At 70.8% G+C, this 23,902-nt stretch carries 24 protein-coding genes, 4 tRNA genes and 2 pseudogenes; 6 read left to right on the top strand and 24 right to left on the bottom strand.

What is annotated here, in order from left to right; all coding sequences use genetic code 11:
• Positions 1-111 precede the first annotated feature (111 nt).
• The 3 genes from nusG to ACVW19_RS20005 form a co-directional block, all read right to left on the bottom strand.
• A complete protein-coding gene (gene nusG, locus ACVW19_RS20015; protein ID WP_457460704.1) occupies positions 112-957 on the bottom strand; it encodes a transcription termination/antitermination protein NusG in 846 nt (281 codons plus the stop codon).
• Between the two features lie 81 nt (positions 958-1,038).
• Entirely contained in the window at positions 1,039-1,326 is a 288-nt protein-coding gene (secE, locus tag ACVW19_RS20010) for a preprotein translocase subunit SecE (RefSeq protein ID WP_457460703.1), read from the bottom strand.
• Positions 1,327-1,434: 108 nt separating this feature from the next.
• A tRNA-Trp gene (locus ACVW19_RS20005) sits at positions 1,435-1,507 on the bottom strand.
• Between the two features lie 270 nt (positions 1,508-1,777).
• Here ACVW19_RS20005 and ACVW19_RS20000 point away from each other — a divergent pair.
• Together ACVW19_RS20000 and ACVW19_RS19995 are read left to right on the top strand one after the other, a co-directional pair.
• Positions 1,778-3,005: pseudogene (locus ACVW19_RS20000) on the top strand (pyridoxal phosphate-dependent aminotransferase).
• A 144-nt stretch (positions 3,006-3,149) separates the two neighbouring features.
• Positions 3,150-4,217, top strand: a complete 1,068-nt coding sequence (locus ACVW19_RS19995; RefSeq protein ID WP_457460702.1) for an adenosine deaminase — start codon at positions 3,150-3,152, stop codon at positions 4,215-4,217.
• Between the two features lie 12 nt (positions 4,218-4,229).
• Here the strand turns inward: ACVW19_RS19995 and ACVW19_RS19990 are convergent, their stop codons facing one another.
• The 9 genes from ACVW19_RS19990 to ACVW19_RS19950 all read right to left on the bottom strand — a co-directional run bounded on the left by ACVW19_RS19990 (position 4,230) and on the right by ACVW19_RS19950 (position 9,524).
• Positions 4,230-5,285 (bottom strand): UDP-N-acetylmuramate dehydrogenase, encoded by a 1,056-nt coding sequence (locus tag ACVW19_RS19990; RefSeq protein ID WP_457460701.1) that lies wholly within the window; start codon positions 5,283-5,285, stop codon positions 4,230-4,232.
• Positions 5,286-5,360: 75 nt separating this feature from the next.
• Complete coding sequence (locus ACVW19_RS19985) at positions 5,361-5,741, bottom strand: DUF3291 domain-containing protein (protein WP_457460700.1); 381 nt, start codon at positions 5,739-5,741, stop codon at positions 5,361-5,363.
• Between the two features lie 54 nt (positions 5,742-5,795).
• Positions 5,796-7,238 (bottom strand): MFS transporter, encoded by a 1,443-nt coding sequence (locus tag ACVW19_RS19980; protein ID WP_457460699.1) that lies wholly within the window; start codon positions 7,236-7,238, stop codon positions 5,796-5,798.
• A 97-nt stretch (positions 7,239-7,335) separates the two neighbouring features.
• Complete coding sequence (locus ACVW19_RS19975) at positions 7,336-7,905, bottom strand: TetR/AcrR family transcriptional regulator (RefSeq protein ID WP_457460698.1); 570 nt, start codon at positions 7,903-7,905, stop codon at positions 7,336-7,338.
• A 149-nt stretch (positions 7,906-8,054) separates the two neighbouring features.
• Positions 8,055-8,489 carry a MaoC family dehydratase gene (locus ACVW19_RS19970; RefSeq protein WP_457464694.1) on the bottom strand — a complete coding sequence of 145 codons (435 nt, stop codon included), beginning with the start codon at positions 8,487-8,489 and terminating at the stop codon, positions 8,055-8,057.
• An 8-nt stretch (positions 8,490-8,497) separates the two neighbouring features.
• Complete coding sequence (locus tag ACVW19_RS19965; protein WP_202275692.1) at positions 8,498-8,950, bottom strand: MaoC family dehydratase N-terminal domain-containing protein; 453 nt, start codon at positions 8,948-8,950, stop codon at positions 8,498-8,500.
• 130 nt (positions 8,951-9,080) lie between these two features.
• Positions 9,081-9,245 (bottom strand): 50S ribosomal protein L33, encoded by a 165-nt coding sequence (rpmG, locus tag ACVW19_RS19960; protein ID WP_003948671.1) that lies wholly within the window; start codon positions 9,243-9,245, stop codon positions 9,081-9,083.
• 87 nt (positions 9,246-9,332) lie between these two features.
• Positions 9,333-9,405 (bottom strand) — tRNA-Met (locus ACVW19_RS19955).
• A 46-nt stretch (positions 9,406-9,451) separates the two neighbouring features.
• Positions 9,452-9,524, bottom strand: a tRNA-Thr gene (locus tag ACVW19_RS19950).
• A gap of 240 nt (positions 9,525-9,764) precedes the next feature.
• Between ACVW19_RS19950 and ACVW19_RS19945 the strand changes: the two genes are divergently transcribed.
• Together ACVW19_RS19945 and ACVW19_RS19940 are read left to right on the top strand one after the other, a co-directional pair.
• The gene (locus ACVW19_RS19945; RefSeq protein ID WP_457460697.1) at positions 9,765-11,042 is read left to right on the top strand and encodes an amidohydrolase family protein; all 1,278 of its coding nucleotides are present in this window, start codon (positions 9,765-9,767) and stop codon (positions 11,040-11,042) included.
• A gap of 129 nt (positions 11,043-11,171) precedes the next feature.
• On the top strand, positions 11,172-11,828 hold the full coding sequence (locus ACVW19_RS19940; protein ID WP_457460696.1) for an NAD(P)H-binding protein: 657 nt from the start codon (positions 11,172-11,174) through the stop codon (positions 11,826-11,828).
• Positions 11,829-11,861: 33 nt separating this feature from the next.
• On the opposite strand, the gene ACVW19_RS19935 is transcribed toward ACVW19_RS19940, so the two are convergent.
• Both ACVW19_RS19935 and ACVW19_RS19930 read right to left on the bottom strand, forming a co-directional pair.
• Positions 11,862-12,074 carry a hypothetical protein gene (locus tag ACVW19_RS19935; protein ID WP_457460695.1) on the bottom strand — a complete coding sequence of 71 codons (213 nt, stop codon included), beginning with the start codon at positions 12,072-12,074 and terminating at the stop codon, positions 11,862-11,864.
• Between the two features lie 98 nt (positions 12,075-12,172).
• Positions 12,173-12,254, bottom strand: a tRNA-Tyr gene (locus tag ACVW19_RS19930).
• A 252-nt stretch (positions 12,255-12,506) separates the two neighbouring features.
• Between ACVW19_RS19930 and ACVW19_RS19925 the strand changes: the two genes are divergently transcribed.
• Entirely contained in the window at positions 12,507-12,995 is a 489-nt protein-coding gene (locus tag ACVW19_RS19925) for a YajQ family cyclic di-GMP-binding protein (RefSeq protein WP_109381551.1), read from the top strand.
• Between the two features lie 157 nt (positions 12,996-13,152).
• Here ACVW19_RS19925 and ACVW19_RS19920 read toward each other — a convergent pair whose 3' ends face one another.
• A complete protein-coding gene (locus ACVW19_RS19920; protein ID WP_109381552.1) occupies positions 13,153-13,419 on the bottom strand; it encodes a GlsB/YeaQ/YmgE family stress response membrane protein in 267 nt (88 codons plus the stop codon).
• Between the two features lie 137 nt (positions 13,420-13,556).
• Between ACVW19_RS19920 and ACVW19_RS19915 the strand changes: the two genes are divergently transcribed.
• A complete protein-coding gene (locus ACVW19_RS19915) occupies positions 13,557-14,816 on the top strand; it encodes an APC family permease (RefSeq protein ID WP_457460694.1) in 1,260 nt (419 codons plus the stop codon).
• Between the two features lie 86 nt (positions 14,817-14,902).
• On the opposite strand, the pseudogene ACVW19_RS19910 reads toward ACVW19_RS19915, so the two are convergent.
• From ACVW19_RS19910 to ACVW19_RS19870, 9 genes and pseudogenes are all read right to left on the bottom strand, one after another.
• Positions 14,903-15,499 (bottom strand): annotated as a pseudogene (locus tag ACVW19_RS19910) (SMI1/KNR4 family protein).
• Between the two features lie 117 nt (positions 15,500-15,616).
• Positions 15,617-16,012, bottom strand: coding sequence for a YccF domain-containing protein (locus ACVW19_RS19905; RefSeq protein ID WP_457460693.1), 396 nt, complete (start codon positions 16,010-16,012; stop codon positions 15,617-15,619).
• Entirely contained in the window at positions 16,009-16,872 is an 864-nt protein-coding gene (htpX, locus tag ACVW19_RS19900; protein WP_457460692.1) for a zinc metalloprotease HtpX, read from the bottom strand. Before htpX ends, ACVW19_RS19905 begins: the two co-directional genes overlap by 4 nt.
• 261 nt (positions 16,873-17,133) lie before the next feature.
• Positions 17,134-18,633 carry an NADH-quinone oxidoreductase subunit N gene (locus tag ACVW19_RS19895; RefSeq protein ID WP_457460691.1) on the bottom strand — a complete coding sequence of 500 codons (1,500 nt, stop codon included), beginning with the start codon at positions 18,631-18,633 and terminating at the stop codon, positions 17,134-17,136.
• Positions 18,630-20,228: a complex I subunit 4 family protein gene (locus ACVW19_RS19890; protein ID WP_457460690.1), complete on the bottom strand. Its 1,599-nt coding sequence runs from the start codon at positions 20,226-20,228 to the stop codon at positions 18,630-18,632. The genes ACVW19_RS19895 and ACVW19_RS19890 overlap by 4 nt, the downstream gene beginning before the upstream one ends.
• Before the next feature lie 6 nt (positions 20,229-20,234).
• Positions 20,235-22,229 (bottom strand): NADH-quinone oxidoreductase subunit 5 family protein, encoded by a 1,995-nt coding sequence (locus tag ACVW19_RS19885; RefSeq protein ID WP_457460689.1) that lies wholly within the window; start codon positions 22,227-22,229, stop codon positions 20,235-20,237.
• Positions 22,226-22,666: an NADH-quinone oxidoreductase subunit NuoK gene (gene nuoK / locus ACVW19_RS19880; protein WP_457460688.1), complete on the bottom strand. Its 441-nt coding sequence runs from the start codon at positions 22,664-22,666 to the stop codon at positions 22,226-22,228. Before nuoK ends, ACVW19_RS19885 begins: the two co-directional genes overlap by 4 nt.
• The gene (locus tag ACVW19_RS19875) at positions 22,666-23,274 is read right to left on the bottom strand and encodes an NADH-quinone oxidoreductase subunit J family protein (protein ID WP_457460687.1); all 609 of its coding nucleotides are present in this window, start codon (positions 23,272-23,274) and stop codon (positions 22,666-22,668) included. The genes nuoK and ACVW19_RS19875 overlap by 1 nt, the downstream gene beginning before the upstream one ends.
• Positions 23,271-23,900 carry a NuoI/complex I 23 kDa subunit family protein gene (locus tag ACVW19_RS19870; RefSeq protein WP_457460686.1) on the bottom strand — a complete coding sequence of 210 codons (630 nt, stop codon included), beginning with the start codon at positions 23,898-23,900 and terminating at the stop codon, positions 23,271-23,273. Before ACVW19_RS19870 ends, ACVW19_RS19875 begins: the two co-directional genes overlap by 4 nt.
• Positions 23,901-23,902 lie beyond the last annotated feature (2 nt).

The following is a 23,902-nucleotide window of genomic DNA, read 5'->3' as shown; positions in this document are numbered from 1 at the left end:
CCAAAAACCGAGCAGGTCAGGCGGGCGCCTGAGCGTTCGCCTGACCTGCGCGGAAGCGTTTGTCCTGAACTCTGCCCAGCGGAGCCGGCAGAGCCGGCGGTTCGGGGTGGGTCAGTTCTTCTGGATCTGGTCGAAGGAGAGCTCGACCGGCGTCTCTCGGCCGAAGATCTCCACCAGGCCCTTGACCTTCTTGGAGTCCGGGTTGATCTCGTTGATGGTCGCCTGAAGCGTGGCGAACGGGCCGTCGGTGACGGTGACCGAGTCGCCGACCTCGAAGTCCAGCACCTGGACCTCGACCTTGCGCTGCGGAACCGGCTTGCCCTCGGCCTCGGCGGCCTCACGGGCGGCCTTCGCCTCGGCCTCCGGGGCCAGCATCTTGACGATCTCGTCCAGGGTCAGCGGGTACGGGTTGAAGGCGTCACCGACGAAGCCCGTGACACCCGGCGTGTGACGCACCGCGCCCCAGGACTGGTCGGTGAGGTCCATGCGGACCAGGACGTAGCCGGGCAGCTTGTTCTGCTTGACCGTCTTACGCTCACCGTTCTTGATCTGGACGATCTCTTCCTCGGGCACCTCGGCCTGGTAGACGAGGTCCTCGACGTTGAGCGAGACGGCCCGCTGCTCCAGGTTGGCCTTCACGCGCTTCTCGTAGCCCGCGTAGGTGTGGATGACGTACCACTCGCCGGGCAGCGTCCGCAGTTCCTCACGGAGTTCCTCGACCGGGTCGCGGACGTCCTCGACTTCCTCGACGGCTTCGTCGGTTTCCCCGGCTTCGTCGGTTTCCCCGGCTTCGTCGGCTTCCTCGGTCTCGTCCGCGGCGGCGTCGGCAGCCTCGACCTCGGCGGAGGTCTCGGAGACCTCGTTGTCCGCGTCCTCGACGGCGTCGAGTTCGTCCTCGACGGACTCGGCCCCTTCGCCGCGAGGCTCAACGGCGTCGTTCACGTTCGGGTCAGACACGGTGGCTGCTTCTTCCTGGATACATAGGGGTGGAACACGCGAAAATGAGCGCCGGGTACCTCGGCGCTCTTCGCTGGCGGCTCAGCCGAAGACGTACTTGGCAGCGTGACCAAAACCGTAGTCGAACAGAGTGACCAGGCCGATCATGAAGACCACGAAGATGATCACTGCGGTGGTGTACGACGACAGCTGGCTACGGGTCGGCCAGACAACCTTACGAAGCTCCGCCACGATCTGCCGGTAGAAGAGCGCCAGACGCTTCAGTGGGCCCTTCTTGGCCCGCTTGCCACCCCTGCGGTTCTTCTTCCTGGCGTCCGGTGTCTCGTCCTCGGCATCAGGCATGTCGATGGAGCCCACGGCGTCCGTCACTCGTCCTCACCTGATTCCGGGTCGTGGCCGTGCCGCGCCCGGTATGAGCCGCACGGCGATGCATTGCTGTACGTACATGCGTACACATCCTGGCTGAGGTGTGTGCAGCAGGGCCGGAGGGACTCGAACCCCCAACCGCTGGTTTTGGAGACCAGTGCTCTACCAATTGAGCTACGACCCTTTGCGTGTCCCCCAACGTACCGCATTCACGCGGATGCTTGGTGTGCACCCGGCGAACGCGGCCGGAGAAGGCCAACGAGGTGTGAGTGTACGTGTTCCGGCGCCGGGCGTCGAACAGAAAGCGCCCGTGACGGATCTTCCGATGCAAGATCGTCCAGGCCGCGGGGCTCCGGAAGAACGAATACGGACTGGTGTTCAGCGGTTTGCCGGTACCTGTTCAGTCTGTGAAACCCTCGTGCCGGGCGGGTTTCCCGTCTGGAACGATGGGGCCATGAGCGCTGCAACCCCCTCCCACCGAGCGCCGGGTCTCCGCCCGCGTCGGTGCGATCTCCGAGTCCGCCACCCTCGCCGTGGACGCCAAGGCCAAGGCCCTCAAGGCCGCCGGGCGCCCGGTGATCGGCTTCGGAGCCGGTGAGCCCGACTTCCCGACTCCGGACTACATCGTCGACGCCGCGATCGAGGCGTGCAGGAACCCGAAGTACCACCGGTACACGCCGGCCGGCGGGCTGCCCGAGCTGAAGGCCGCGATCGCCGCGAAGACGCTGCGCGACTCCGGCTACGAGGTGGACCCCGCCCAGGTTCTCGTCACCAACGGCGGCAAGCAGGCCATCTACGAGGCCTTCGCCGCGATCCTCGACCCGGGCGACGAGGTCATCGTCCCGGCGCCGTACTGGACGACGTACCCGGAGTCGATCCGGCTGGCCGGCGGTGTCCCGGTCGAGGTCGTCGCCGACGAGACGACCGGCTACCGGGTCAGCGTGGAGCAGTTGGAAGCCGCGCGGACGGAGCGGACCAAGGTCGTCCTGTTCGTCTCCCCCTCGAACCCGACCGGCGCGGTCTACAGCGCCGAGGACGCCGAGGCGATCGGCCGCTGGGCGGTCGAGCACGGGCTGTGGGTGCTGACCGACGAGATCTACGAGCACCTGGTCTACGGCGACGCCGCCTTCACCTCGCTGCCGGCCGTCCTGCCCGAGCTGCGGGACAAGTGCATCGTGGTCAACGGCGTCGCCAAGACGTACGCGATGACCGGCTGGCGGGTCGGCTGGATCATCGGCCCGAAGGACGTCGTGAAGGCGGCGACCAACCTGCAGTCCCACGCCACGTCGAACGTGTCGAACGTCGCCCAGGTGGCGGCGCTGGCCGCGGTCTCCGGCTCCCTGGACGCGGTCGCCACGATGCGTGAGGCCTTCGACCGCCGGCGCCGGACCATCGTGCGGATGCTCAACGAGATCGACGGCGTGGTCTGCCCGGAGCCCGAGGGCGCGTTCTACGCCTACCCGTCGGTGAAGGCCCTGATCGGCAAGGAGATCCGGGGCAAGCGGCCGCAGAACTCCGTGGAACTGGCCGCGCTCATCCTGGAGGAGGTCGAGGTCGCGGTCGTACCCGGCGAGGCCTTCGGCACCCCGGGGTACCTGCGGCTGTCCTACGCGCTGGGCGACGAGGACCTGGTGGAGGGCGTGAGCCGGGTCCAGAAGCTGCTGGCGGAGGCGCGGGACTGAGTCCGCGCACCATGAGTGCCTCGGCGGGCCGCCTCCCCCTCACGGGAGGCGGCCCGCTTCCGTTCGCTCGGGCTCGTGTGCGAGCAAGACCACGTTCAGGGAAAGCGCTACCGGGGCTGCCGGGACGTGCGGCACGATCCTTGGATGGAACGTGTACGTGATGTCTCCCTGCTGCCGAAAGCCCATCTGCACCTGCACTTCACCGGGTCGATGCGGCCCGCCACCGTGCTGGAGCTGGCCGACAAGTACGGCGTGCGCCTCCCCGAGACGCTGACCGACGCGCTGACCAGCGGGGAACCGCCGAGTCTGCGGGCCACGGACGAGCGGGGCTGGTTCCGGTTCCAGCGGTTGTACGACGCCGCCCGCTCCTGCCTCAGAGAGCCGGAGGACATCCACCGGCTGGTGCTGGAGGCGGCGGAGGAGGACCTGAAGGACGGCTCGGGCTGGCTGGAGATCCAGGTGGACCCCACGTCGTACGCACCGCGGCTGGGCGGGCTGATTCCGGCGCTGGAGATCATCCTGGACGCGGTGGACGTGGCGCGGCGGGACACCGGGCTCGGGATCAGGGTGCTGGTCGCCGCGAACCGGATGAAGCACCACCTGGACGCGCGCACGCTGGCCCGGCTGGCGGTGCGGTACGCCGACCGGGGGGTCGTCGGGTTCGGTCTGTCCAACGACGAGCGGCGCGGAATGGCCCGGGACTTCGACCGGGCGTTCGCCATCGCGCGCGAGGGCGGCCTGCTGTCGGCGCCGCACGGGGGTGAGCTGACCGGGCCCGCGTCCGTGCGGGACTGCCTGGACGATCTGGAGGCCGACCGGATCGGGCACGGAGTGCGGGCGGCGGAGGACCCGCGGCTGCTGCAGCGGCTCGCGGACCGGCAGGTGACGTGCGAGGTGTGCCCGGCGTCGAATGTGGCGCTGGGGGTGTACGAGAAGCCGGGTGACGTGCCGTTGCGGCGGCTGTTCGAGGCGGGCGTGCCGCTCGCGCTGGGGGCGGACGATCCGTTGCTGTTCGGCTCGCGGCTGGCGGCGCAGTACGAGATCGCGCGCCGGCATCACGGGTTCACGGACGCGGAGCTGGCGGAGCTGGCGCGGCAGTCGGTGCGGGGGTCGGTGGCGCCGGAGGACGTCAAGGCGGAGCTGCTGGCGGGGATCGACGCGTGGTTGGTGGGGCCGGGGACCGAAGTCCCCGACAGTGGGGCCGGGGACTGAGGGCGTCGGTGGTCAGAGGGTGACGCCCACGGTCACCGGCTCGTTGGTGAGGGTGATGCCGAAGGTCCGGTGGACGCCGGCCACGACCTCGCGGGCGAGGGCCAGGAGGTCCTCGGTGGTCGCGTGGCCGCGGTTGGTGAGGGCGAGGGTGTGCTTGGTGGAGATGCGGGCCGGGCCGTCGCCGTAGCCCTTGGTGAAGCCGGCCTTGTCGATCAGCCAGGCGGCGGAGGTCTTGGTGTGGCCCTCGCCTGCGGGGTATGCGGGGGGCTCCGTGTCGGGGCCGAGGAGCTGCCGCGCCCGGGTCCGGAAGGCCGTGAACTCCGCGGTGGTCAGGATGGGGTTGGTGAAGAAGGAGCCGGCCGACCAGGTGTCGTGGTCCTCGGGGTCCAGGACCATGCCCTTGCCCGCGCGGAGCCCCAGCACCGTCTCGCGGGCCTCGGCCAGGGGGACGCGGTCGCCCTGTTCCACACCGAGGGCGCGGGCCGTCTCGGCGTACTTCACGGGGCCGGAGAGGCCGTCGGCGTCCTCCAGGCCGAAGCGGACCCGCAGGACGACGTAGCGCTCGGGGTCGGCCTTGAAGCGGCTGTGGCGGTAGGAGAAGGCGCACTCCTCGTTGGCCAGGGTGACCGTCTCACCGGTGGTGCGGTCGTAGGCGACCACCTCGGTGATCGTGGAGGAGACTTCCTGGCCGTACGCGCCGACGTTCTGGATCGGGGTCGCGCCCGCCGAGCCGGGGATCCCCGCCAGGCATTCGATGCCGGCCAGGCCGGCCTGCACGGTGCGGGCGACGGCGTCGGTCCACACCTCGCCCGCCGCCAGTTCCAGGTGGGTGCCGTCGAGGGTGACGCCCTTGGTGGCGATGACGAGCGCGGTGCCGTCGAAGCCCTTGTCGCCGACGACCAGGTTCGAGCCGCCGCCGATGAGCAGCAGGGGCGTGCCGTCGGCGTCGGCCTGGCGGACGACGGCGATCACCTCGTCGTCGGTCGTCGCGGTGACCAGCCTGGTCGCGGGTCCGCCCAGGCGGAACGTGGTCAGCGGGGCGAGGGGGGCGTCGTGGAGTTCCTGCACGGGCTCAAGACTAAGGCCCCCGCCGGGACGGGCCGGCGGGGGCGGTACGCGCGCGTGGCCTTCACGCGCGCGTCTTCAGGAGAGGCGGCGCCGCACCTCGGGCCAGTCGACGGGGAGGTCCTCGCTCTTCGCGGTCCAGCCGGCGAACTCGGCGTCGCGCATCTGCGCGGCGAGCCCTCGGGCGGTCGGCCCGTGCGGGCCGGTACGGGCGAACTCGCCGAGGGCCTTCTCGGACTCCCAGGCGGACAGGGTCCAGAAGGTCCGGCGCAGCGGTTCCGCCTTCAAAGAGGCTCCGTACGCGCCGGGAGCCCTGCTGACCTGCCGCCACACGCCGGGCGTCCTGACGAGGAAGCGCAGGGCTCCCCAGAGGGTGCGGGTCTCGAAGCGGGAGGCGAAGACGTGCACTTCGGTGTGGGGCGGCGGGGTGTTCGGGACGGTCCAGGGGAGGGTGGGCATGAACGGGTCCTTCCGTGGTGGGCGCGTGCGCGGGTGAGTGGCGCTCCGAGGCGTTCAGGAGACCGTTTCCAGCGCCGTCTCCGGTGTCGGAGCGGCCGAGGGCGGGCGGGGGGCGGCGGGCCCGCGGCCCGGTATGAACAGGGTCGCGATGCCCGCGAGGGCGACTGCCGCGGCGCCGGTGACCAGCGCCGGCCGCATGCCGTCGACGAAGGCCCGGCCGGACTCGTAGCCGCCCCGGGCCGCGAAGATCGACGCCATGATCGCGATGCCGAGTGCGCCGCCCACCTCGCGCAGGGCGTTGTTGGCTCCGGAGGCGATGCCCTGTTCCTCCTGGCGGACGCTGGACATCACCAGGTGGGAGGCCGGGGCGAAGTACAGCGCCATGCCGATGCCGCTGATGACCAGGGCGGGCAGCTGGGCGGTGTAGGAGGCGTCGGCCGTCGCCACCACCGCGAGGTGGGCGAGGCCGAGTGCCTGCAGGAACAGGCCCGTGGCGACGACCGGACGGCCGCCGACGCGGTCGGAGAGGAGGCCGGCGATCGGGGCGACGAGCATCGGCATGCCGGTCCAGGGCAGCATCCGCAGGCCCGCCTCGGTGGGCGAGTAGCCGAGTACGCCCTGCATGTACTGGCTGAGCAGGAAGATCGAGCCGAACATGCCGAGGAACATCAGCAGGCTCGCCGCGTTGATGCCGGAGAAGGCGCGGGAGCGGAACAGCCGCATCGGCAGCATGGGGTTCCGTGCGCGGATGCTGTGGTGGACGAAGCCGACGAGCAGTGCCGTCCCGGTGAACAGGCCGGTCAGGACGACGGTGCCGGTCCAGCCGTCGACGGGCCCGCGGACCAGGCCGTAGACGATGCCGAGGAGTCCGCCGCCGGCGAGCAGGGTGCCGGGCAGGTCGAGCGGGGCTCCGGTGCCGTGGGACTCGGCGAGGCGCAGGCGCGCGAGCGGGATGAGGAGCAGGCCGAGCGGGACGTTCAGCCAGAAGATCCACTGCCAGGAGATGTGTTCGGTGAGGCTCCCGCCGACCAGCGGCCCCGAGGCCACGGCGAGGCCGTTCACGGCACCCCAGATGCCGTACGCCATGCCGCGCCGGGCTTCGGGCACGGCCGCCGTGAGCAGGGTGAGGGTGAGGGGCATCATGACCGCGGCGCCTGCGCCCTGCACCGCGCGGGCGGCGATCAGGGAATCGATGCCGGGTGCCATGGCCGCTGCGGCGGAGGCCGCGGTGAAGACGGTGATTCCGGCGATGAAGAGCCTGCGGCGGCCGAAGCGGTCGCCGAGGGCCGCGCCGAACATCAGCAGGACGGCGAAGGTGAGCGTGTAGGCGCTCACGGTCCATTCCAGGTCGTGCAGGGCGCCGCCCAGGTCCTTGCGGATGGAGGGCAGTGCGGTGGTGACGACGAGGTTGTCGAGGGCCGCCATGAAGCCGGCGACGCTGGTGATGACGAGGGCCCAGACGGCCGGCCCGCCGCGTGCGGTGGTCTGTTGTGTCATCGCTCCCCCAGGAGATGATGTTGTTAGTTATTGATGACTAACTTTCACGTTCATGAAAAAGGGCGCCGACATCCGCCCTTCTCCCCTCTTCCCTCCGCTACTGTTCCGGCGCGTCCTTGAGCCGCGCCGACAGGTCGAGCCCTTCCCAGACCCGGTGCCCGGCCGGGAACCCCATGGCGGCCAGGCAGTTGATGAGCATGCCGTGCGCCATGAAGTCCGTCGTCCCGCCGACCTCGGCCCCCAGCGCGAGGTGGACGACGTCCCACAGCCGCAGCCAGCCGGCGCGGACCGTCGCACCGAACTCGTGGTCGCCCTCCTGCTCGGCGGCCGCCACCGCGAGATACATCTGCATCTGCATCATCAGCAGCTCGGGGCGTTCCGCGATGGTCCGCGTGTAGGCGCCCGCCATGGCGTGCAGGGCCTCTTCGCCCTCCAGTCCCTCGGAAGCCTCCGTGAACATGCGGATGGTGTCCGCCACGCAGCGTTCCGCCGCCGCCAGGAAGATGGCCTTCTTCCCCGGGAAGAGCCGGAAGAGGTACGGCTGCGAGACGCCGACCCGCTTGGCGATCGCCTCGGTCGACGTGCCGTGGTAGCCGCCGCGGGCGAATTCGGCGCTCGCCGCGCGGACGACGCTCTCGCGCCTCTCCTCCGCGCTCATCCTGACCATGTGATGAAGTTAGTGCTCAATCACTAACTGCGTCAAGGGGTGAAGCGCGACTGGAGGGACCGAAACGACGGGCCCATGGCGCCGGGCACCCCAGGACGACGTAGGGGGTGCTCTCCGCGGAGAGCACCCCCTACGTGGGGATCCGCGGGTCAGGCGAGTCGTACGACCGCCCGGGACATCCCCAGCACCTTCTGCCCGGCGCTGGTCGCCGTGAGGTCGACGCGGAGCGTGCGCTCGTGGTCGTCGAGCTTGACCGCGACCTTGGCGCTGACCTCGATGGTGGCGCCCTGCTCGTCGTTGGGGACGACGACCGGCCTGGTGAAGCGAACGCCGTACTCGACGACCGCACCCGGGTCGCCCACCCAGTCGGTGACCACGCGGATCGCCTCGGCCATGGTGAACATGCCGTGCCCGATGACGTCGGGCAGGCCGACCTCCTTGGCGAACTTCTCGTTCCAGTGAATGGGATTGAAGTCGCCGGAGGCGCCCGCGTACCGGACGAGGGTGGCCCGGGTCACGGGGAACGTCTGTGCGGGCAGCTCGGTGCCGACCTCGACGTCGGCGTAGGAGATCTTCGCCGTCATGATGCTGCTCACGCCTCCTCGGCGGCACGGGCCACCAGCTTGGTCCAGGCGGTCACGACGTGCTCGCCGGCCTCGTCGTGCACCTCGCCGCGGATGTCCAGGATGTCGTTGCCCGCCATCGACTTGATCGCCTCGATGGTCGAGGTGACGGTGAGCCGGTCTCCGGCGCGCACCGGGCGGCGGTAGGCGAACTTCTGGTCGCCGTGCACCACCCTGCTGTAGTCCAGACCGAGCCGGGGGTCGGCGACGACCTCGCCGGCGGCCTTGAAGGTGATCGCGAACACAAAGGTCGGCGGGGCGATCACATCGGGGTGGCCGAGCGCTTTGGCGGCCTCCGCGTCCGTGTACGCCGGGTTGGCGTCCCCCACCGCTTCGGCGAACTCACGGATCTTCTCCCGGCCCACCTCATAGGGATCGGTGGGCGGGTAGCTCCGCCCCACGAAGGACTGGTCGAGCGCCATGCGCGCGGCACCTCCTGTGTCTGGTCCGGCCCTGGTCGGCCTGAATCCGATACGGCCGCGGTGGGCCGGTGAGCAGAACGACGCGAGGCCGCCCCCTGACAACGGGGACGGCCTCGCGTACGAGCCTGATTTATCGCGTTTCGCGGTGCGCGGTGTGCGCATTGCAACGCGGGCAGTGCTTCTTCATCTCAAGACGGTCCGGGTTGTTACGCCGGTTCTTCTTGGTGATGTAGTTCCGCTCCTTGCACTCCACGCAGGCCAGCGTGATCTTCGGGCGGACGTCGGTGGCAGCCACGTGAGTGCTCCTTGACGAACGGATAGACGAATGAACACAGAAAGAGTAGCCGACCGAAGGACCGACCCCGCAATCGGCTACTGTATGTAGCGGTGACCGGACTTGAACCGGTGACACAGCGATTATGAGCCGCTTGCTCTACCGACTGAGCTACACCGCTGCGATGCGGTCGGGCCCCGCCTCGCGGCGGGAACCTCACACACCAGAGCCCCAAAACGGAATCGAACCGTTGACCTTCTCCTTACCATGGAGACGCTCTGCCGACTGAGCTATTGGGGCGAGCGATGAAGACATTACACGCTCCGCCGCCGTTCACCCAAATCCGTTTCGCGGCCCCTGTCCCACCCTGTGGCGCACACTTCCCGCGAGCGAAGCAGCTCCCACCCGACCACGCCGGTACGACTATTGTGCTCCTCCCGGCGAGGGGCGGGCCACCGCCCTAGGCTCGACTCACTCTGCGTGATCTTCTCTCTGTGTGATCCTGCGACGACCGCGCGCAGTCCGAGCCCCAGGAGCGCGATGCCCGACAGCCGGCCTCAGCCGCCGCCCCCCTCGTCGCCCTCGTCGCCCTCTGGCCCGGCCGCACCGGAGCCGCTCCTGCTGTGCGGCGCGCGGCTCACCGACGGCCGGACCGTGGACGTACGGCTGGGCGGCGGACGCATCGAGGCGGTCGGTACGGCCGGCAGCCTGACCGTGGACGGCGCCCGCGGGGGCGGCACCCGGGTCGATCTCGCCGGCCATCTGCTCCTTCCGGCCCCTGCCGAGCCGCACAGCCACGCCGACACCGCCCTCTCCGCCGACACCGGCGGCCCCGTCTCCTACGACCCCCGGGACGTCCGGCGCCGGGCGACGGAGGCCGCGCTGCTCCAGCTCGGGCACGGGGCGACGGCGCTGCGGGCACATGTACGCGTGGACGACGTGACCGGGCTCGGCGCACTGACCGCCGTACTGCAGGTCGAACATGCGCTGCGCGGGCTGACCGAGCTGACGACGGCGGCGATGCCGCGCGTGCTGACCGGGGTGGCCGGAGCGGACGGGCTCGCGATGCTGCGGGACGCGGTGAAGATGGGCGCGTCGGTGGTGGGCGGCTGTCCGGACGTCGACCCCGATCCCACGGGGTACGTGGAGGCGGTCCTGGAGGTCGCCGCCGAGCACGGCGTCCCCGTCGACCTGCACACCGACACCGCCGACCCCGCCCGCCTGGCCCGGCTCGCGGCGATGGCGGGCGGGCTGCGACCGGAGGTGACGCTCAGCCCGTGCGGCGGCCTCGGACGGTTGCCCGCCGAAGCGGCCTCGCGGACCGCGGACCAACTGGCGGCGGCCGGGGTGACCGTGGTGTGCCTGCCGCAGGGCGGCTGCGGCAGCGTCGACCGCCGGGGCACGGCTCCCGTACGGCTGCTGCGCGCGGCGGGCGTCCGGGTGGTGGCCGGGAGCGGTGCCCTGCGGGACGTGTCGAACCCGGTCGGCCGAGGCGACCCGCTGGAGGCGGCGTACCTGCTGGCCTCCCGTCACGGACTGTCCCCCGAGGACGCCTACGACGCGGTGAGCACCTCGGCACGGGCGGCCCTGGGGCTCCCCGAGGTACGGGTGGAGGCGGGTTTCCCCGCCGAACTCCTCGCGGTCCGCGGCGACCGGCTGCCGGCGGCTCTGTCACTGTCGTACAGCCGGGTCGTGGTGCACCGGGGGCGCGTGGTGACCCGCACGAGCGCGGTACGCGAGTACTGCGGTTCGACGACGACACCGCCCGCGGAGCCGGGACGGGGGTTGCCCCGGCAGGGGCGTGGCGAGACGTGGTAGGTCCGTCGCGTTCGGCCCGTTGCGTTCAGGACGCCGTCTTCAGGAGGTCATGTTCAGGACGCCGTCCTCAGAAGGTCGTGTTCGGTACGTCGCGGGCGGATGCGATCGTCACGGCGTACGGTCGAAGACATGCGCATTGTCATCGCTGGTGGTCATGGTCAGATCGCGCTGCGGCTGGAGCGGTTGCTCGCCGCGCGCGGGGACGAGGTGGCGGGCATCATCCGCAAGCCCGAACAGGCCGACGCGCTGCGGCAACTCGGCGCCGAACCGGTCGTACTCGACCTGGAGTCGGCATCGGTGGAGGAGGTCACGGAGCAACTCCGGGGCGCGGACGCCGCGGTGTTCGCCGCGGGCGCCGGTCCGGGCAGCGGCGCGGCACGCAAGGAGACGGTGGACAAGGCCGCGGCGGTCCTCTTCGCCGACGCCGCGGTCCGTGCGGGCGTACGGCGGTTCGTGGTCGTCTCGTCCATGGGCGCGGACCCCGCCCACGAGGGGGACGAGGTCTTCGACGTGTACCAGCGCGCGAAGGGCGAGGCCGACGCGTACGTACGCGGCCTGGACGCCCTCGACTGGACGATCCTGCGCCCCGGCATGCTCACCGACGAAGCCGGCACCGGCCTGGTCCGTCTGGAGGCCCACACCGGCCGCGGCCCGATCCCCCGGGACGACGTGGCCGCCGTCCTGGCGGAGCTGGTGGAGAACGCCGCGACAGCGGGCCTGACCCTGGAACTGATCAGCGGGCCCGTGCCGGTCTCGGTGGCGGTGAAGTCGGTCGCGGGCAACTGAGCCACTCAGCCACTGGAAGGCTTCCCGGGGCGGCTAGAACAGAGGCATCTGTCCCGGGAACTCCGGTACGACGTAACCGTCCAGCGCGGGCTGCGCGGCACCGAACCCGGCGTGTCGACGGGACCCCGCGCACGAGGTGAGTTCCCCGCTCCCCCGGGCCCCGGGCGGATCGTGACGCGCGTACCGCCCCGCCACGACGGCGATCTCACGACGGCACTCGGGGCACTGCCTACGACGGGACGACATGGCGCCAGTGTCCCCCGCCCCTCGCCCCACAACACCCCCCATAAGCCGAAGACCCCCTCCACACCGCGTTTCCGCGGTCCGGAGGGGGTCTCCCCTTGTGGCGGCGCCAGGATTCGAACCTGGGAAGGCTGAGCCGGCAGATTTACAGTCTGCTCCCTTTGGCCGCTCGGGCACACCGCCAAGATTGCCGCTTCGAACCGCCTTGCGGTGGCGCTCCGTGGCAACGACGTAAACGATACCTGATGAGCAGGGGTGCTTCGCCACCCGATTGATCGCCGCCCGGAGGCCCGGGGGTGACTAGGCTTGTGCGGATGGCGGCCCGGGACCGATGCCGGGCCCGAGGGCCGCCCACGTATGCCGGTAGCCGGTACGCATCCGGGTCGCAGCCCGATCGCGGCCCGATACGGACCCTGATACAAGGAGCCACAGGACATGGCCGACTCCAGTTTCGACATCGTCTCGAAGGTCGAGCGGCAGGAGGTCGACAACGCCCTCAACCAGGCCGCCAAGGAGATCTCGCAGCGCTACGACTTCAAGGGCGTGGGCGCCTCGATCTCGTGGTCCGGGGAGAAGATCCTCCTGGAGGCGAACTCCGAGGACCGGGTGAAGGCTGTCCTCGACGTCTTCCAGTCCAAGCTGATCAAGCGGGGCATCTCGCTGAAGGCCCTGGACGCCGGCGAGCCGCAGCTCTCGGGCAAGGAGTACAAGATCTTCGCGTCGATCCAGGAGGGCATCTCCCAGGAGAACGCGAAGAAGGTGGCGAAGCTCATCCGCGACGAGGGTCCCAAGGGTGTGAAGGCCCAGGTGCAGGGCGAGGAACTGCGGGTCAGTTCCAAGAGCCGTGACGACCTGCAGGCCGTCATCGCCCTGCTCAAGGGACAGGACTTCGACTTCGCCCTGCAGTTCGTCAACTACCGCTAGACGGAAGAGCCATGGGCGTGGAAGTGAGGGCGGGCGTGGGCTCTCGCCGGTGACGTCCGTGGTCGACGCGTGCGCCTCGCGCACCGCGTGTGCGAGGAGGGCGGGTGCCTTGGTGCGCCCGCCCTCCTCGCCCTTCGGCCGGGATTCCGGAGTGCGGTCAGTTGCGTGAGTGGCCGAACAGGAGGCGGTACGCGACCAGGAGGACCAGTGAGCCGCCGATCGCGGCGGCCCAGGTGGCGCCGTCGTAGAAATCCTTGGTGATCGGGTGGTCGAGCCAACGGGCCGATATCCAGCCACCGATGAACGCACCGGCGACACCTATCAGGGTCGTGCCGATGAAGCCGCCCGGATCGCGACCCGGCAGCAGGAACTTCGCGATCGCTCCGGCCAACAGTCCCAGAATGATCCAGCTGATGATCGTCATGCCGTGAACCCTGCCCTCTCGCGCCGTGCTCTCACCTGCCCCGGCCGGTGCGTCCGGTCCAGGTGTTCGTGCTGTCTTGGTACGTAGGACGACGCGCATACATGTGACGGTTGCCGTGATCAGTAGGGTGCGATTCCATGACCGCCCGCTCCGGTTCCGAACTGCGCCGCACGCTCGGCGTGGGCGACGCCGTCGTCATCGGTCTCGGCTCCATGGTGGGGGCCGGGATCTTCGCCGCCCTGGCGCCCGCCGCGCAGGCGGCCGGATCCGGGTTGCTCCTCGGTCTCGCGCTCGCCGCCGTGGTCGCCTACTGCAACGCCACGTCGTCGGCCCGCCTCGCCGCCCTGTATCCGGCCTCCGGCGGCACCTACGTCTACGGGCGGGAACGGCTGGGGGAATTCTGGGGCTGTCTCGCGGGCTGGGCGTTCGTGGTCGGGAAGACCGCCTCCTGTGCGGCGATGGCGCTCACCGCCGGCGCGTACATCTGGCCGGGGCAGGCTCACGCCGTGGCGGTCGCCGCCGTCGTGGCGCTGACCGCGGTGAACTACGGCGGTGTGCAGAAGTCGGCGTGGCTGACCCGGGTGATCGTGACCGTGGTCCTGGCTGTCCTCGCTTTCGTGGTGGTCGTATCTCTGACCTCGGGGCAGGCCGATGCCGGGCGCCTGACCGTCGGGGCGTCGGGCGGCGTGGGCGGGGTGCTCCAGGCGGCCGGCCTGCTGTTCTTCGCCTTCGCCGGGTACGCCCGGATCGCGACCCTCGGTGAGGAGGTGCGGGATCCGGCGCGCACCATCCCGCGCGCGATCCCGCTGGCGCTGGGTATCGCACTGGTCGTGTACGCGGCTGTCGCGATCGCCGTCCTTTCGGTGCTGGGGGCAGAGGGACTGGGTGACGCCGGTGCGCCGCTGGCCGACGCGGTGCGGGCGGCCGGGTTCGTGGAGCTGACGCCGGTGGTACGGGTGGGAGCGGCCGCGGCCGCCCTGGGTTCGCTGCTCGCCCTGATCCTGGGCGTCTCGCGGACCACGCTGGCCATGGCCCGGGACCGGCACCTGCCGGGCGCCCTGGCCGCCGTCCATCCCCGGTTCCGGGTGCCGCACCGGGCGGAGCTGGCCGTGGGAGTGGTGGTCGCCGTCCTGGCCGCGACGGTGGATGTGCGGGGTGCGATCGGGTTCTCCTCCTTCGGGGTGCTGGCGTACTACGCGGTGGCCAACGCGTCGGCCTGGACGCTTCGTCCGGGGCCGGCGGCCCGGGTGCTGCCTGCTCTCGGACTGGCCGGGTGCCTGGTCCTGGCATTCTCACTGCCCGGGGTCTCCGTGGCCGTCGGCGCGGGAGTGCTGGCGGTGGGTGCGGCGGCCTACGGGGTGCGGCGGTGGCGCGGGTGGGGAGCCGCCGGGCGGTAGGGCACCACGAGTACGGCGGGTACGGCGGGTACGGCGGGTACGGCGGGTACGGCAGTGACCACCGCCCCGCGGTCGGCCGGAGTCGTTCAGGACGTGTGCGCCGCCGTCACACGATGGGAGCAGTCGGCCCACAGGGCGAGGGTCCGCCCCCTCGTTCTCCTCCTCGTACCGGCCCGTGCCGTCGATCCAAAAGCGCAGCCAGTCCGTGAGGCTCGGGGCGTCGACGAACCAGGCGTGGTCGGGGTCGTCCGCGTTGGGCTCGAAGAGGAGGACGGTGGCCTGCGGGGAACGGCAGGCCACACACGCGTACGTCCCGCAGCCCCAGTGGGATATCGGCAGCACGCCCTCGGGCCATGGCCGGTCGGGATCCTCACGGCCGCTCTCACGGTTGGCCAGGTACTGGGCCACGGCGGCGGGTTCGTCGGACGGCGGGCCGTCCAGCAGGGGCAGCAGGCCGTACTCGGGGCCGAATCCGCCGTCCGCCGCCCGCCGCCCACCGCCCACCGCCCACCGCCCGCAGATAGAACTCGGCGAGCAGTGGGGGCAGCTCGAATCCGAGGGCGGATTCGGCTCGGGCCAGTGTGACCGCGTGCACGGGCTCGGGGAGAGTGGGCCGGCCCCCACGGGCGGGTCTCGCGGGCCCCGGCCGCCACTCGTGTCAGCAACTGCTCGTGCTCGGTCATGCGTTCATCATGCGGGCCGGCACTGACATTCAGGACGGCCTGTGGACAACCTCCGGGCTGTGGACATCCGGTTCGGTTTCCCGTCCGGCACGCTTCCCGCCGTACCGCTCCACCGCTCTACAGGCGGGCCGAGAACGGCTGGTCGGTCCGTACGATCTCGCGGCCCATCGGGAGCAACGAGACGGGGATCAGCTTGAAGTTGGCGATGCCGAGCGGGATGCCGATGATCGTCACGCACAGGGCGATACCGGTGGCGATGTGGCCGAGGGCCAGCCACCAGCCGGCGAGCACCAGCCACAGCACGTTCCCGACGCAGGAGGGGGCGCCCGCGTCCTGGCGCTCGACCGCCGTGTACCCGAAGGGCCAGAGGGCGTAGACACCGATCCGGAAAGCGGCGATGCCGAACGGGATGCCGATGATCGTGATGCACAGGAGGACGCCCGCGAGCAGATAGGCGAGGAACAGCCAGAAGCCGCTCAGGACGAGCCAAATGACGTTCAGGATGGTCTTCACTGCGGGCGACCTGCCATCTTCTCGAGTCGGGCGATGCGTTCGGTCATGGGCGGGTGGGTGGAGAACATCTTCGTGATTCCCTGACCTGGGCGGAACGGGTTCGCGATCATCATGTGGCTGGCCGTCTCGATGCGGGGCTCGGCCGGCAGGGGGAGCTGCTTGGTGCCCAGTTCCAGTTTGCGCAGTGCGCTGGCGAGGGCAAGGGGGTCGCCGGTCAGCTGGGCGCCGGAGGCGTCGGCCTCGTACTCTCTGGAGCGGCTGACGGCCAGTTGGATGAGGGAGGCGGCGAGCGGGCCCAGGATCATGATCAGCAGTATGCCGAGGAGGCCGGGGCCGTCGTCGTCCTCGGAGCGGCCGATGGGGATCAGCCAGGCGAAGTTGACCAGGAACATGATCACGGAGGCCAGGGCTCCGGCGACCGAGGAGATCAGGATGTCGCGGTTGTGGACATGGCTGAGTTCGTGGCCGATGACGCCGCGCAGTTCGCGCTCGTCCAGCAGGCGCAGGATGCCTTCGGTGCAGCACACGGCGGCGTTGCGCGGGTTGCGGCCGGTGGCGAACGCGTTCGGCGCCTCGGTCGGGGAGATGTACAGGCGTGGCATGGGCTGGCGGGCCTGGGTGGAGAGCTCACGCACCATGCGGTACAGCCCCGGGGCCTCGAACTCGCTCACCGGGCGGGCGCGCATCGCGCGCAGGGCGAGCTTGTCGCTGTTCCAGTACGCGTAGGCGTTGGTGCCCAGGGCGATCACGACGGCGACAACGAGCCCCATGCGGCCGAAGAAGCTGCCGATGACGATGATGAGTGCGGACAGTCCCCCGAGGAGAACCGCGGTCCTGAGCCCGTTGTGCCGGCGGTGCACGGTACGCCCTCCAAGTCGTGCGGCGGGGGGACCCCGGTTCGCTGATCTTCCTTCTGACCTGCGAGGGCCCCGGGTGTCCTGGCCTCACGTCCAGTGGACCCTCCCGTATTCGTCAACGCCAGGTGAGGGGCTCTAGTTCCCTTGTGCGCGCGGTGGCGCGTGTAAACCGTCCGGGTGACGGGGGCTGTGACGGCGGCTGTGACGCCGTACTCGCCGCTCGGTCCGGTGGCCGAAACCGGCGGTCTCCGGGCGCCCTGAGCGTCAGAAGAGGCCGGTGTCGGTGAGGCGCAGGATCAGCTGGGGCGCGCCGGACAGTGCGATGCCGAGGACTCCGGTGAGGGTGATCGCGGCGGTGAGCGGGACCGGGAAGCGGTGCTTCGCCGGTTCGCCCTCGGGGGCGCGGAACAGCAGTGCCGTCCACTGGAGGTAGTAGACCAGGGCGATGACGACGTTGACGGCCATGACGACGGCGAGCCAGCCGAGTCCGGCGTCGACGGCCGCGGAGAAGACGGTGACCTTGGCGAAGAGGCCGATGACGCCGGGCGGGAGTCCGGCGAGGCACAGCAGGAAGAAGGCCAGGAGCAGGGCGGTGAGCGGGGCGGAGGCGTACAGGCCGCGGTAGTCGGAGACCCGGTTGAGGGGCCGCGTGCGGCCGACGAGGGCGGCGACGGCGAAGGTTCCGAGGTTCACCGCGCCGTACATGAGGGCGTAGGCGAGCGTGGAGCCGATCGACTTCTCGGCGTCGCCGGAGTACGCGGCGGCGGCGATCGGCACCAGGAGGTAGCCGGCCTGGCCGACGGAGGACCAGGCGAGGAGGCGCACCGCGCTGTACGCGCGCGTGGCCTGCTGTCTGAGGGCGCCGACGTTGCCGACGGTCATGGTGAGGGCGGCCAGCACGGCGAGCGCCGGGCCCCAGACGTCGGCGTACGACGGGAGGGCGACGACGGTGACGAGGATCAGCCCGGTGAAGCCGACCGCCTTGCCGATGACGGACAGGTAGGCGGCGATGGGCAGGGGGGCTCCGACGTAGGTGTCGGGCACCCAGAAGTGGAAGGGGACGGCGGCCGTCTTGAAGGCGAAGCCGACGAGGGTGAGGACGACGCCGGTCTGGGCGAGCGTGTGGAGCTGTCCGTCGACGGTCTGGACCCGCTCGGCGACCAGGGTGAGGTGGAGGGTCCCGGTGGCGGCGTAGAGGAAGCTGATGCCGAGGAGGCTGACCGCGGTGGCGGTGACGGAGGACAGGAAGAACTTCAGGGCCGCTTCGGACGACTTCCGGTTGCCGTGGCGGAGGCCGACCAGGGCGAAGGCGGGCAGGGAGGCGACCTCCAGGGCGACGACGAGGGTCGCGAGGTCACGGGCGGCGGGCAGGAGGGCGGCGCCCGCGGCGGAGGACAGGAGCAGGAACCAGTACTCGCCCTCGGGGAGCCGCTTGTCGGCGTCCTTGAGGACGGTGGCCGACAGGAGGGCGGTCAGGAGCGCGCCGCCGAGCACCAGGAACTGGATGACGAGGGTGAAGCGGTCGGCGGTGTAGCTGCACACTCCGGGGTCGCCGACCAGGCAGAACGTGCTGCGGTCGGCGTCGAGGAGGGGCAGCAGCATGAGCGTGGCGGAGGCGAGTCCGGCGACCGCGAGCCCGCCGAGCAGCTGTTTCCTGGCCTCGCTGACGAACAGGTCGGTGACGAGGACGGCGAGTCCGACCACGGCCGCGATGGTGGGCGGTGCGATGGCCAGCCAGTCGACGGACTGGACGAGGGAGCTCATCGGGTGCCTCCTGCGAGGAGCTGCTGCACGGCCGGGTCGGTCAGTCCGATCAGGGCACCGGGCCACAGTCCGGTGACGACGGTGAGGACGACGAGCGGGGTCCAGGCCGCGAACTCGTAGCCGCGGACGTCGGGGAGGGCCGGGGCCTGCTGCGGCTTGGCGCCCATGCAGACCCTGCGGACCACGATCAGCAGGTACGCGGCGGTCAGCAGGGTGCCGAAGGCGCCGATCGACATGAAGGTGAGGAAGGCGGGGCGGCTGAGTCCGGCGGCGGGTTCGAAGGCGCCGAAGAGGGCCAGCATCTCGCCCCAGAATCCGGCGAGGCCGGGCAGGCCGAGGGAGGCGACGGCGCCGAAGGCGAGCAGTCCGCCGAGGCGCGGTGCCCTGCCGTAGAGGGCGGCGCCGGTCGCTGGGGCGTGCCGGTCGGACGACGGGCGGGCCAAGGTGTCGAGGTCGACGGTGCCGGTGCGGTCCTTGAGGGCGCCGACGAGGAAGAAGAGCAGGCCGGTGACGAGGCCGTGGGCGATGTTGGCGAACAGGGCGCCGTTGACGCCGGTCGGGGTCATGGTGGCGATGCCGAGGAGGACGAAGCCCATGTGGCCGACGGAGGAGTAGGCGATGAGGCGTTTGAGGTCGCCCTTGGCGCCTTCCTTGGCGAGGGCCAGGCAGGCGAGGGACCCGTAGATGATGCCGACGACGGCGAAGGCGCCGAGGTAGGGCGCGAAGGTGCGGAAACCGTCCGGGGCGACGGGGAGCAGGATCCGTACGAACCCGTATGTGCCCATCTTCAGCAGGACGCCGGCCAACAGGACCGAGCCGACGGTGGGGGCGGCGGTGTGGGCGTCGGGCAGCCAGCTGTGCAGCGGCCACATCGGGGTCTTGACCGCGAGCCCGAGCCCGATCGCCAGAACGGCGATGACCTGCACGGATACGGTCAGTGACCGTCCGTTGTCAGTGGCGAGTGCCACCATGTCGAATGTGCCCGCCTTGATTCCGATCAGGAGCAGGCCGAGCAGCATGACCACGGAGCCGAGCAGCGTGTAGAGGATGAATTTCCAGGCGGCTTCGGCCCGGCCCTCGCCGCCCCAGCGGGCGATGAGGAAGTACATCGGGATCAGGACCATCTCGAAGGCGAGGAAGAACAGGATCAGGTCCAGGACGGCGAAGGCCGCGAGGGTGCCGGATTCGAGGACGAGCAGCAGGGCGACGAATGCCTTCGGGGACGGGCCCGTGGGCGGTTTGAAGTAGGTGTACAGCGCGCTGAGGAAGGTCAGCAGCGCGGTCAGGACCAGAAGGGGGAGGGAGATGCCGTCGGTGCCGAGGTGGATCCGTACGTCGAGTGCGGGGATCCAGCTGATGTCGGTCGTGGCCTGCATCTTCGACGGCTGGTCGTGGTCGAAGCCGAGCGCGAGGACGATCGCCGCGATGAGGACGGCGCCGGTGACCGTCACGCCGTGCCGGAGCACGGCCTGGTCGGGCGATGTCCCCTTGAGTCCGGGCGGAGCCGGCAGGAGAGCGGCGGCGGCGCCGAGGAGCGGGCCGAGGATGAGAAACGCCAGAAGGAACTGCATCACGGACTCGCTGATATCGATCACGTCTGCTCACACTCCCGTCGCGGCGAGGACGACGGCGACCGCGAGGACGACGGTGCCGGCGAGCAGCACGCTCACATAGGTCTGCAGATTGCCGGTCTGGGCTCGTCGTACGGCGGTCCCGAGCCACCGGGGCAGCGTTACCGCGCCGCGTACGTAGGTGTCGACGACCTCACGGTCGAGGAACCGGACGAGAGAGGCCGCGGCCTGGACGGGGCGGACGAAGAGGGTCGTGTACACGGCGTCGAGGTGGAAGCCGACGGCCGCGTGGCGGTGCAGCGGGCCGAGCAGCAGCCGGCCGGGGTCCGAGGGGTCCGGTGCGTACGCGATGTCCCCGTAGGCGGGTTCGTGACTGGCGACGGCCTCCGCCTCGACCTGCCCGGCGTCGCCGTGTGGGTGGGCGGCGACGGCACCGAGGGGGATACGGGCTGCGTGTGCGGTCGTGTGGCGCCAGGTGGCATAGGTGACGATGCCGCCGACCAGGGCCACACCCGTGCCGAGCACGGAGGTGGTGAGGGTCGGGGTCAGGTCGTGGCCGTCGAACCAGTCGGGCAGTGCGCGGAAGGCGAAGCCGCCGAGCGCGAGGGACGGGAGGGCGAGCACCCACAACACGGCGGTCATGGTGAGGGGCTGCCTGCCGTGGTCGGGGACCTCGGTGCCGTGTCCGCGGAAGGCCAGCAGCCACAGGCGCACCGCGTACGCCGCGGTGAGCAGGGCGGTGGCCAGGCCGGCGAGGAGGACGATCCAGCCCGCGGCGGCGGGGGCCTGCTCGGTGTGGCCGATGACTACGTGTTCGGCGGCTCCGAGGACGGCCTCCTTGGAGAAGAAACCGCTGAACGGCGGGATCGCGGCGAGCGCGAGGAGCGCCACGGTCATCGTCCAGTAGGCGTCCGGGACGCGGTCGCGCAGGTGGCTCATGCGGGACATGGCGGCCAGTGAGTTGGTGCCGGCGGCGTGGATGATCACGCCGGCGGCGAGGAAGAGGAGCGCCTTGAAGGCGCCGTGGGACAGGAGGTGGAAGACGGCGGCTCCGCGGTCGCCGAGGGCGAGTGCGCCGGTCATGTAGCCGAGTTGGCTGATCGTCGAGTAGGCGAGGACCCGTTTGATGTCGTCCTGGGCGAGAGCGGCGAGCGCCGACCCGGCCATGGTGACGGCGGCCATGACGGCGAGGACGGTCATCGCGGCCCGGGATGCCTCGAAGAGCGGGAGGAGACGGGCGACGAAGTAGACACCGGCGGCGACCATCGTCGCTGCGTGGATCAGCGCCGAGACGGGGGTCGGGCCCGCCATCGCGTCGGGGAGCCAGGTGTGCAGCGGGAACTGCGCCGACTTGCCGGCCACGCCCGCCAGGAGCAGCAGGGCGATCACTGTGGGGTGCTCGATGCCACCGCCCGCGACGGCGTCGAGGATGCGGGTGATGCGGAACGACCCGGCGTCGGTGGCCAGGGCGAACAGGCCGATGAGGAAGGGGACGTCGCCGAGCTTGGTGACCAGGAAGGCCTTGAGGGAGGCGGCGCGGGCCTCGGGGGTCTCCCAGTAGTGGCCGACCAGGAAGTAGGAGCAGATGCCCATGACTTCCCAGCCGACCAGCAGCACCATCAGGTCGCCGGAGTAGACGACGAGGAGCATCGCGGAGGTGAACAGGGAGACGAGAGCCGCGTAGGAGGGATAGCGCGGGTCGTCGCGGAGGTAGCCGGTCGAGTAGATCTGCACGCAGGTGGCGACGACACCGACGAGCACGGCGGTGAGAGCGGCGAAGCCGTCGACGTACAGGGCGAGTTCGATGGGGACCGAACCGGTGGGGGTCAGCTCGGTGGCGGCGTCGACGGCCCGGTCGCCCCCCTGGCGCGCGGCGACCGCTGCGGCCAGCGCGAGGGAGGCGACGGTCGGCAGGACGGCGAGCGGGCGGACGAAACCGGGGGCCGTGCGGCCCAGGAGCAGGCCGGCGATCGCGCCGAGGAAGGGAAGGAGGGGGACGAGGACGGCGAGGGTGGTCGTGGTCACGCGGTGGCCTCAGCCTTCGTGACGGCCGCCCGGGTCGTGGGGGCGTCGGCGTCGCTGTCGGGGGCGGAGCCGCCCGGTCCGCCGGGGCCGCCCGTGCGGTCGGGGTCGTCGGGGTCGTGGCCCTCGGCGGTGTCGCGGAGCTTGTCGATGTCCGCGGTGCCGCGGCTGCGATGGACGGCGAGGACGATCGCCAGGCCGATGCCGATCTCGGCGGCGGCGATGGCGATGGTGAACAGGGCGAGGACCTGACCGGAGTGCAGGGTCTCCTCGGCGGCCTTGCTGAGCCAGACGTCGAAGGCGACCAGGTTCAGGTTGACGGCGTTGAGCATCAACTCGACCGACATGAGGACCAGGATCGCGTTGCGGCGGGCGAGGACTCCGTACAGGCCGGTGCAGAACAGGAGGGCGGACAGCACGGCGGGATAGGCGAGGTGCATCAGCGGTCCCCCTCCGTGTCGCCCGGGGTGCCCGCCTTCGTGCCCGCCTTCGTGCCCGCCTTCGCCGCCCGGCGGGAGAGGACGATCGCGCCGACGAGGGCGGCCAGGAGGAGGACCGAGAGGGCCTCGAAGGGGAGAACCCAGTGCTGGAAGAGGCTCGCGCCCGTCACATCGGTGGAGCCGGCGGGCGCGCCGTCCAGATCGATCCAGGTGGTACGGAAGGCGTCGACGACCACCCAGACCAGGGCGGCAGCGGCGACGACGGCCACGGCGAGGGCGACCCAGCGGTTGCCGGAATCGGCGTCCGGGGAGCGGCCGATGGGGGCTCTGGTGAGCATCAGACCGAACAGCAGGAGGACGATGACCGAACCCACGTAGATGAGGACCTGCACCCAGGCGATGAACTCGGCCGTGAGCAGGAGGTATTCGACGGCGAGTCCGCCGAGGGCCACCACCAGCCACAGGGCGGCGTGCACCAGCTGCCTGGTGGTGACGGTGACGACGGCGGCGCCGAAGGTGACCAGGCCGACGAGGAGGAAGGCGATCTCCACACCGGTCGGGGAGAGGAAACCCTGCGGGGCCGTGCCGGCGGCTGCGGCGAGGGTCACGGCTCCTCCCCCTTCGGCTCGGTCGGGCCGGCGGTCGGCGGCCCGGTCTGCGGATCAGTCGGCGGATCGGTCTCCGCGGCGGCCTGGGTGGCGGCCAGTTTGTCGGCCGTCTTGCGGGCGGCGGCTAGTTCCTTCGGTTCCTCGGCGGCGGGGTCGAGGGCCGGCGGGGCCGGGACCGTCCACATCCACTCGCGGAGCTTGTCGCGTTCGTGGGTGAGTTCGCGGATGTCGGTCTCGGCGTACTCGAACTCGGGTGACCAGAACAGGGCGTCGAAAGGACAGACCTCGATGCAGATACCGCAGTACATGCACAAGGAGAAGTCGATGGCGAAGCGGTCGAGGACGTTGCGGCTGCGGTCACGGCCACCGGGCGTCGTCGCCGGGACGGTCTCCTTGTGGGAGTCGATGTAGATGCACCAGTCCGGGCACTCGCGGGCGCACAGCATGCAGACCGTGCAGTTCTCCTCGAACAGGCCGATCACACCGCGGGTGCGGGGCGCGAGGTCGGGCTGGGTGTCCGGGTACTGGCCGGTGACGGACTTCTTCGTCATCGTCCGCAGGGTGACGGCCAGGCCCTTGGCCAGGCCGGAACCGGGGAAGCCGGAGAAGCCAGGAAGAGGAGCCATGG

This window comes from Streptomyces sp. TE5632 (genome assembly GCF_054061295.1).
This window is presented reverse-complemented; position numbering and strand designations above follow the sequence as displayed.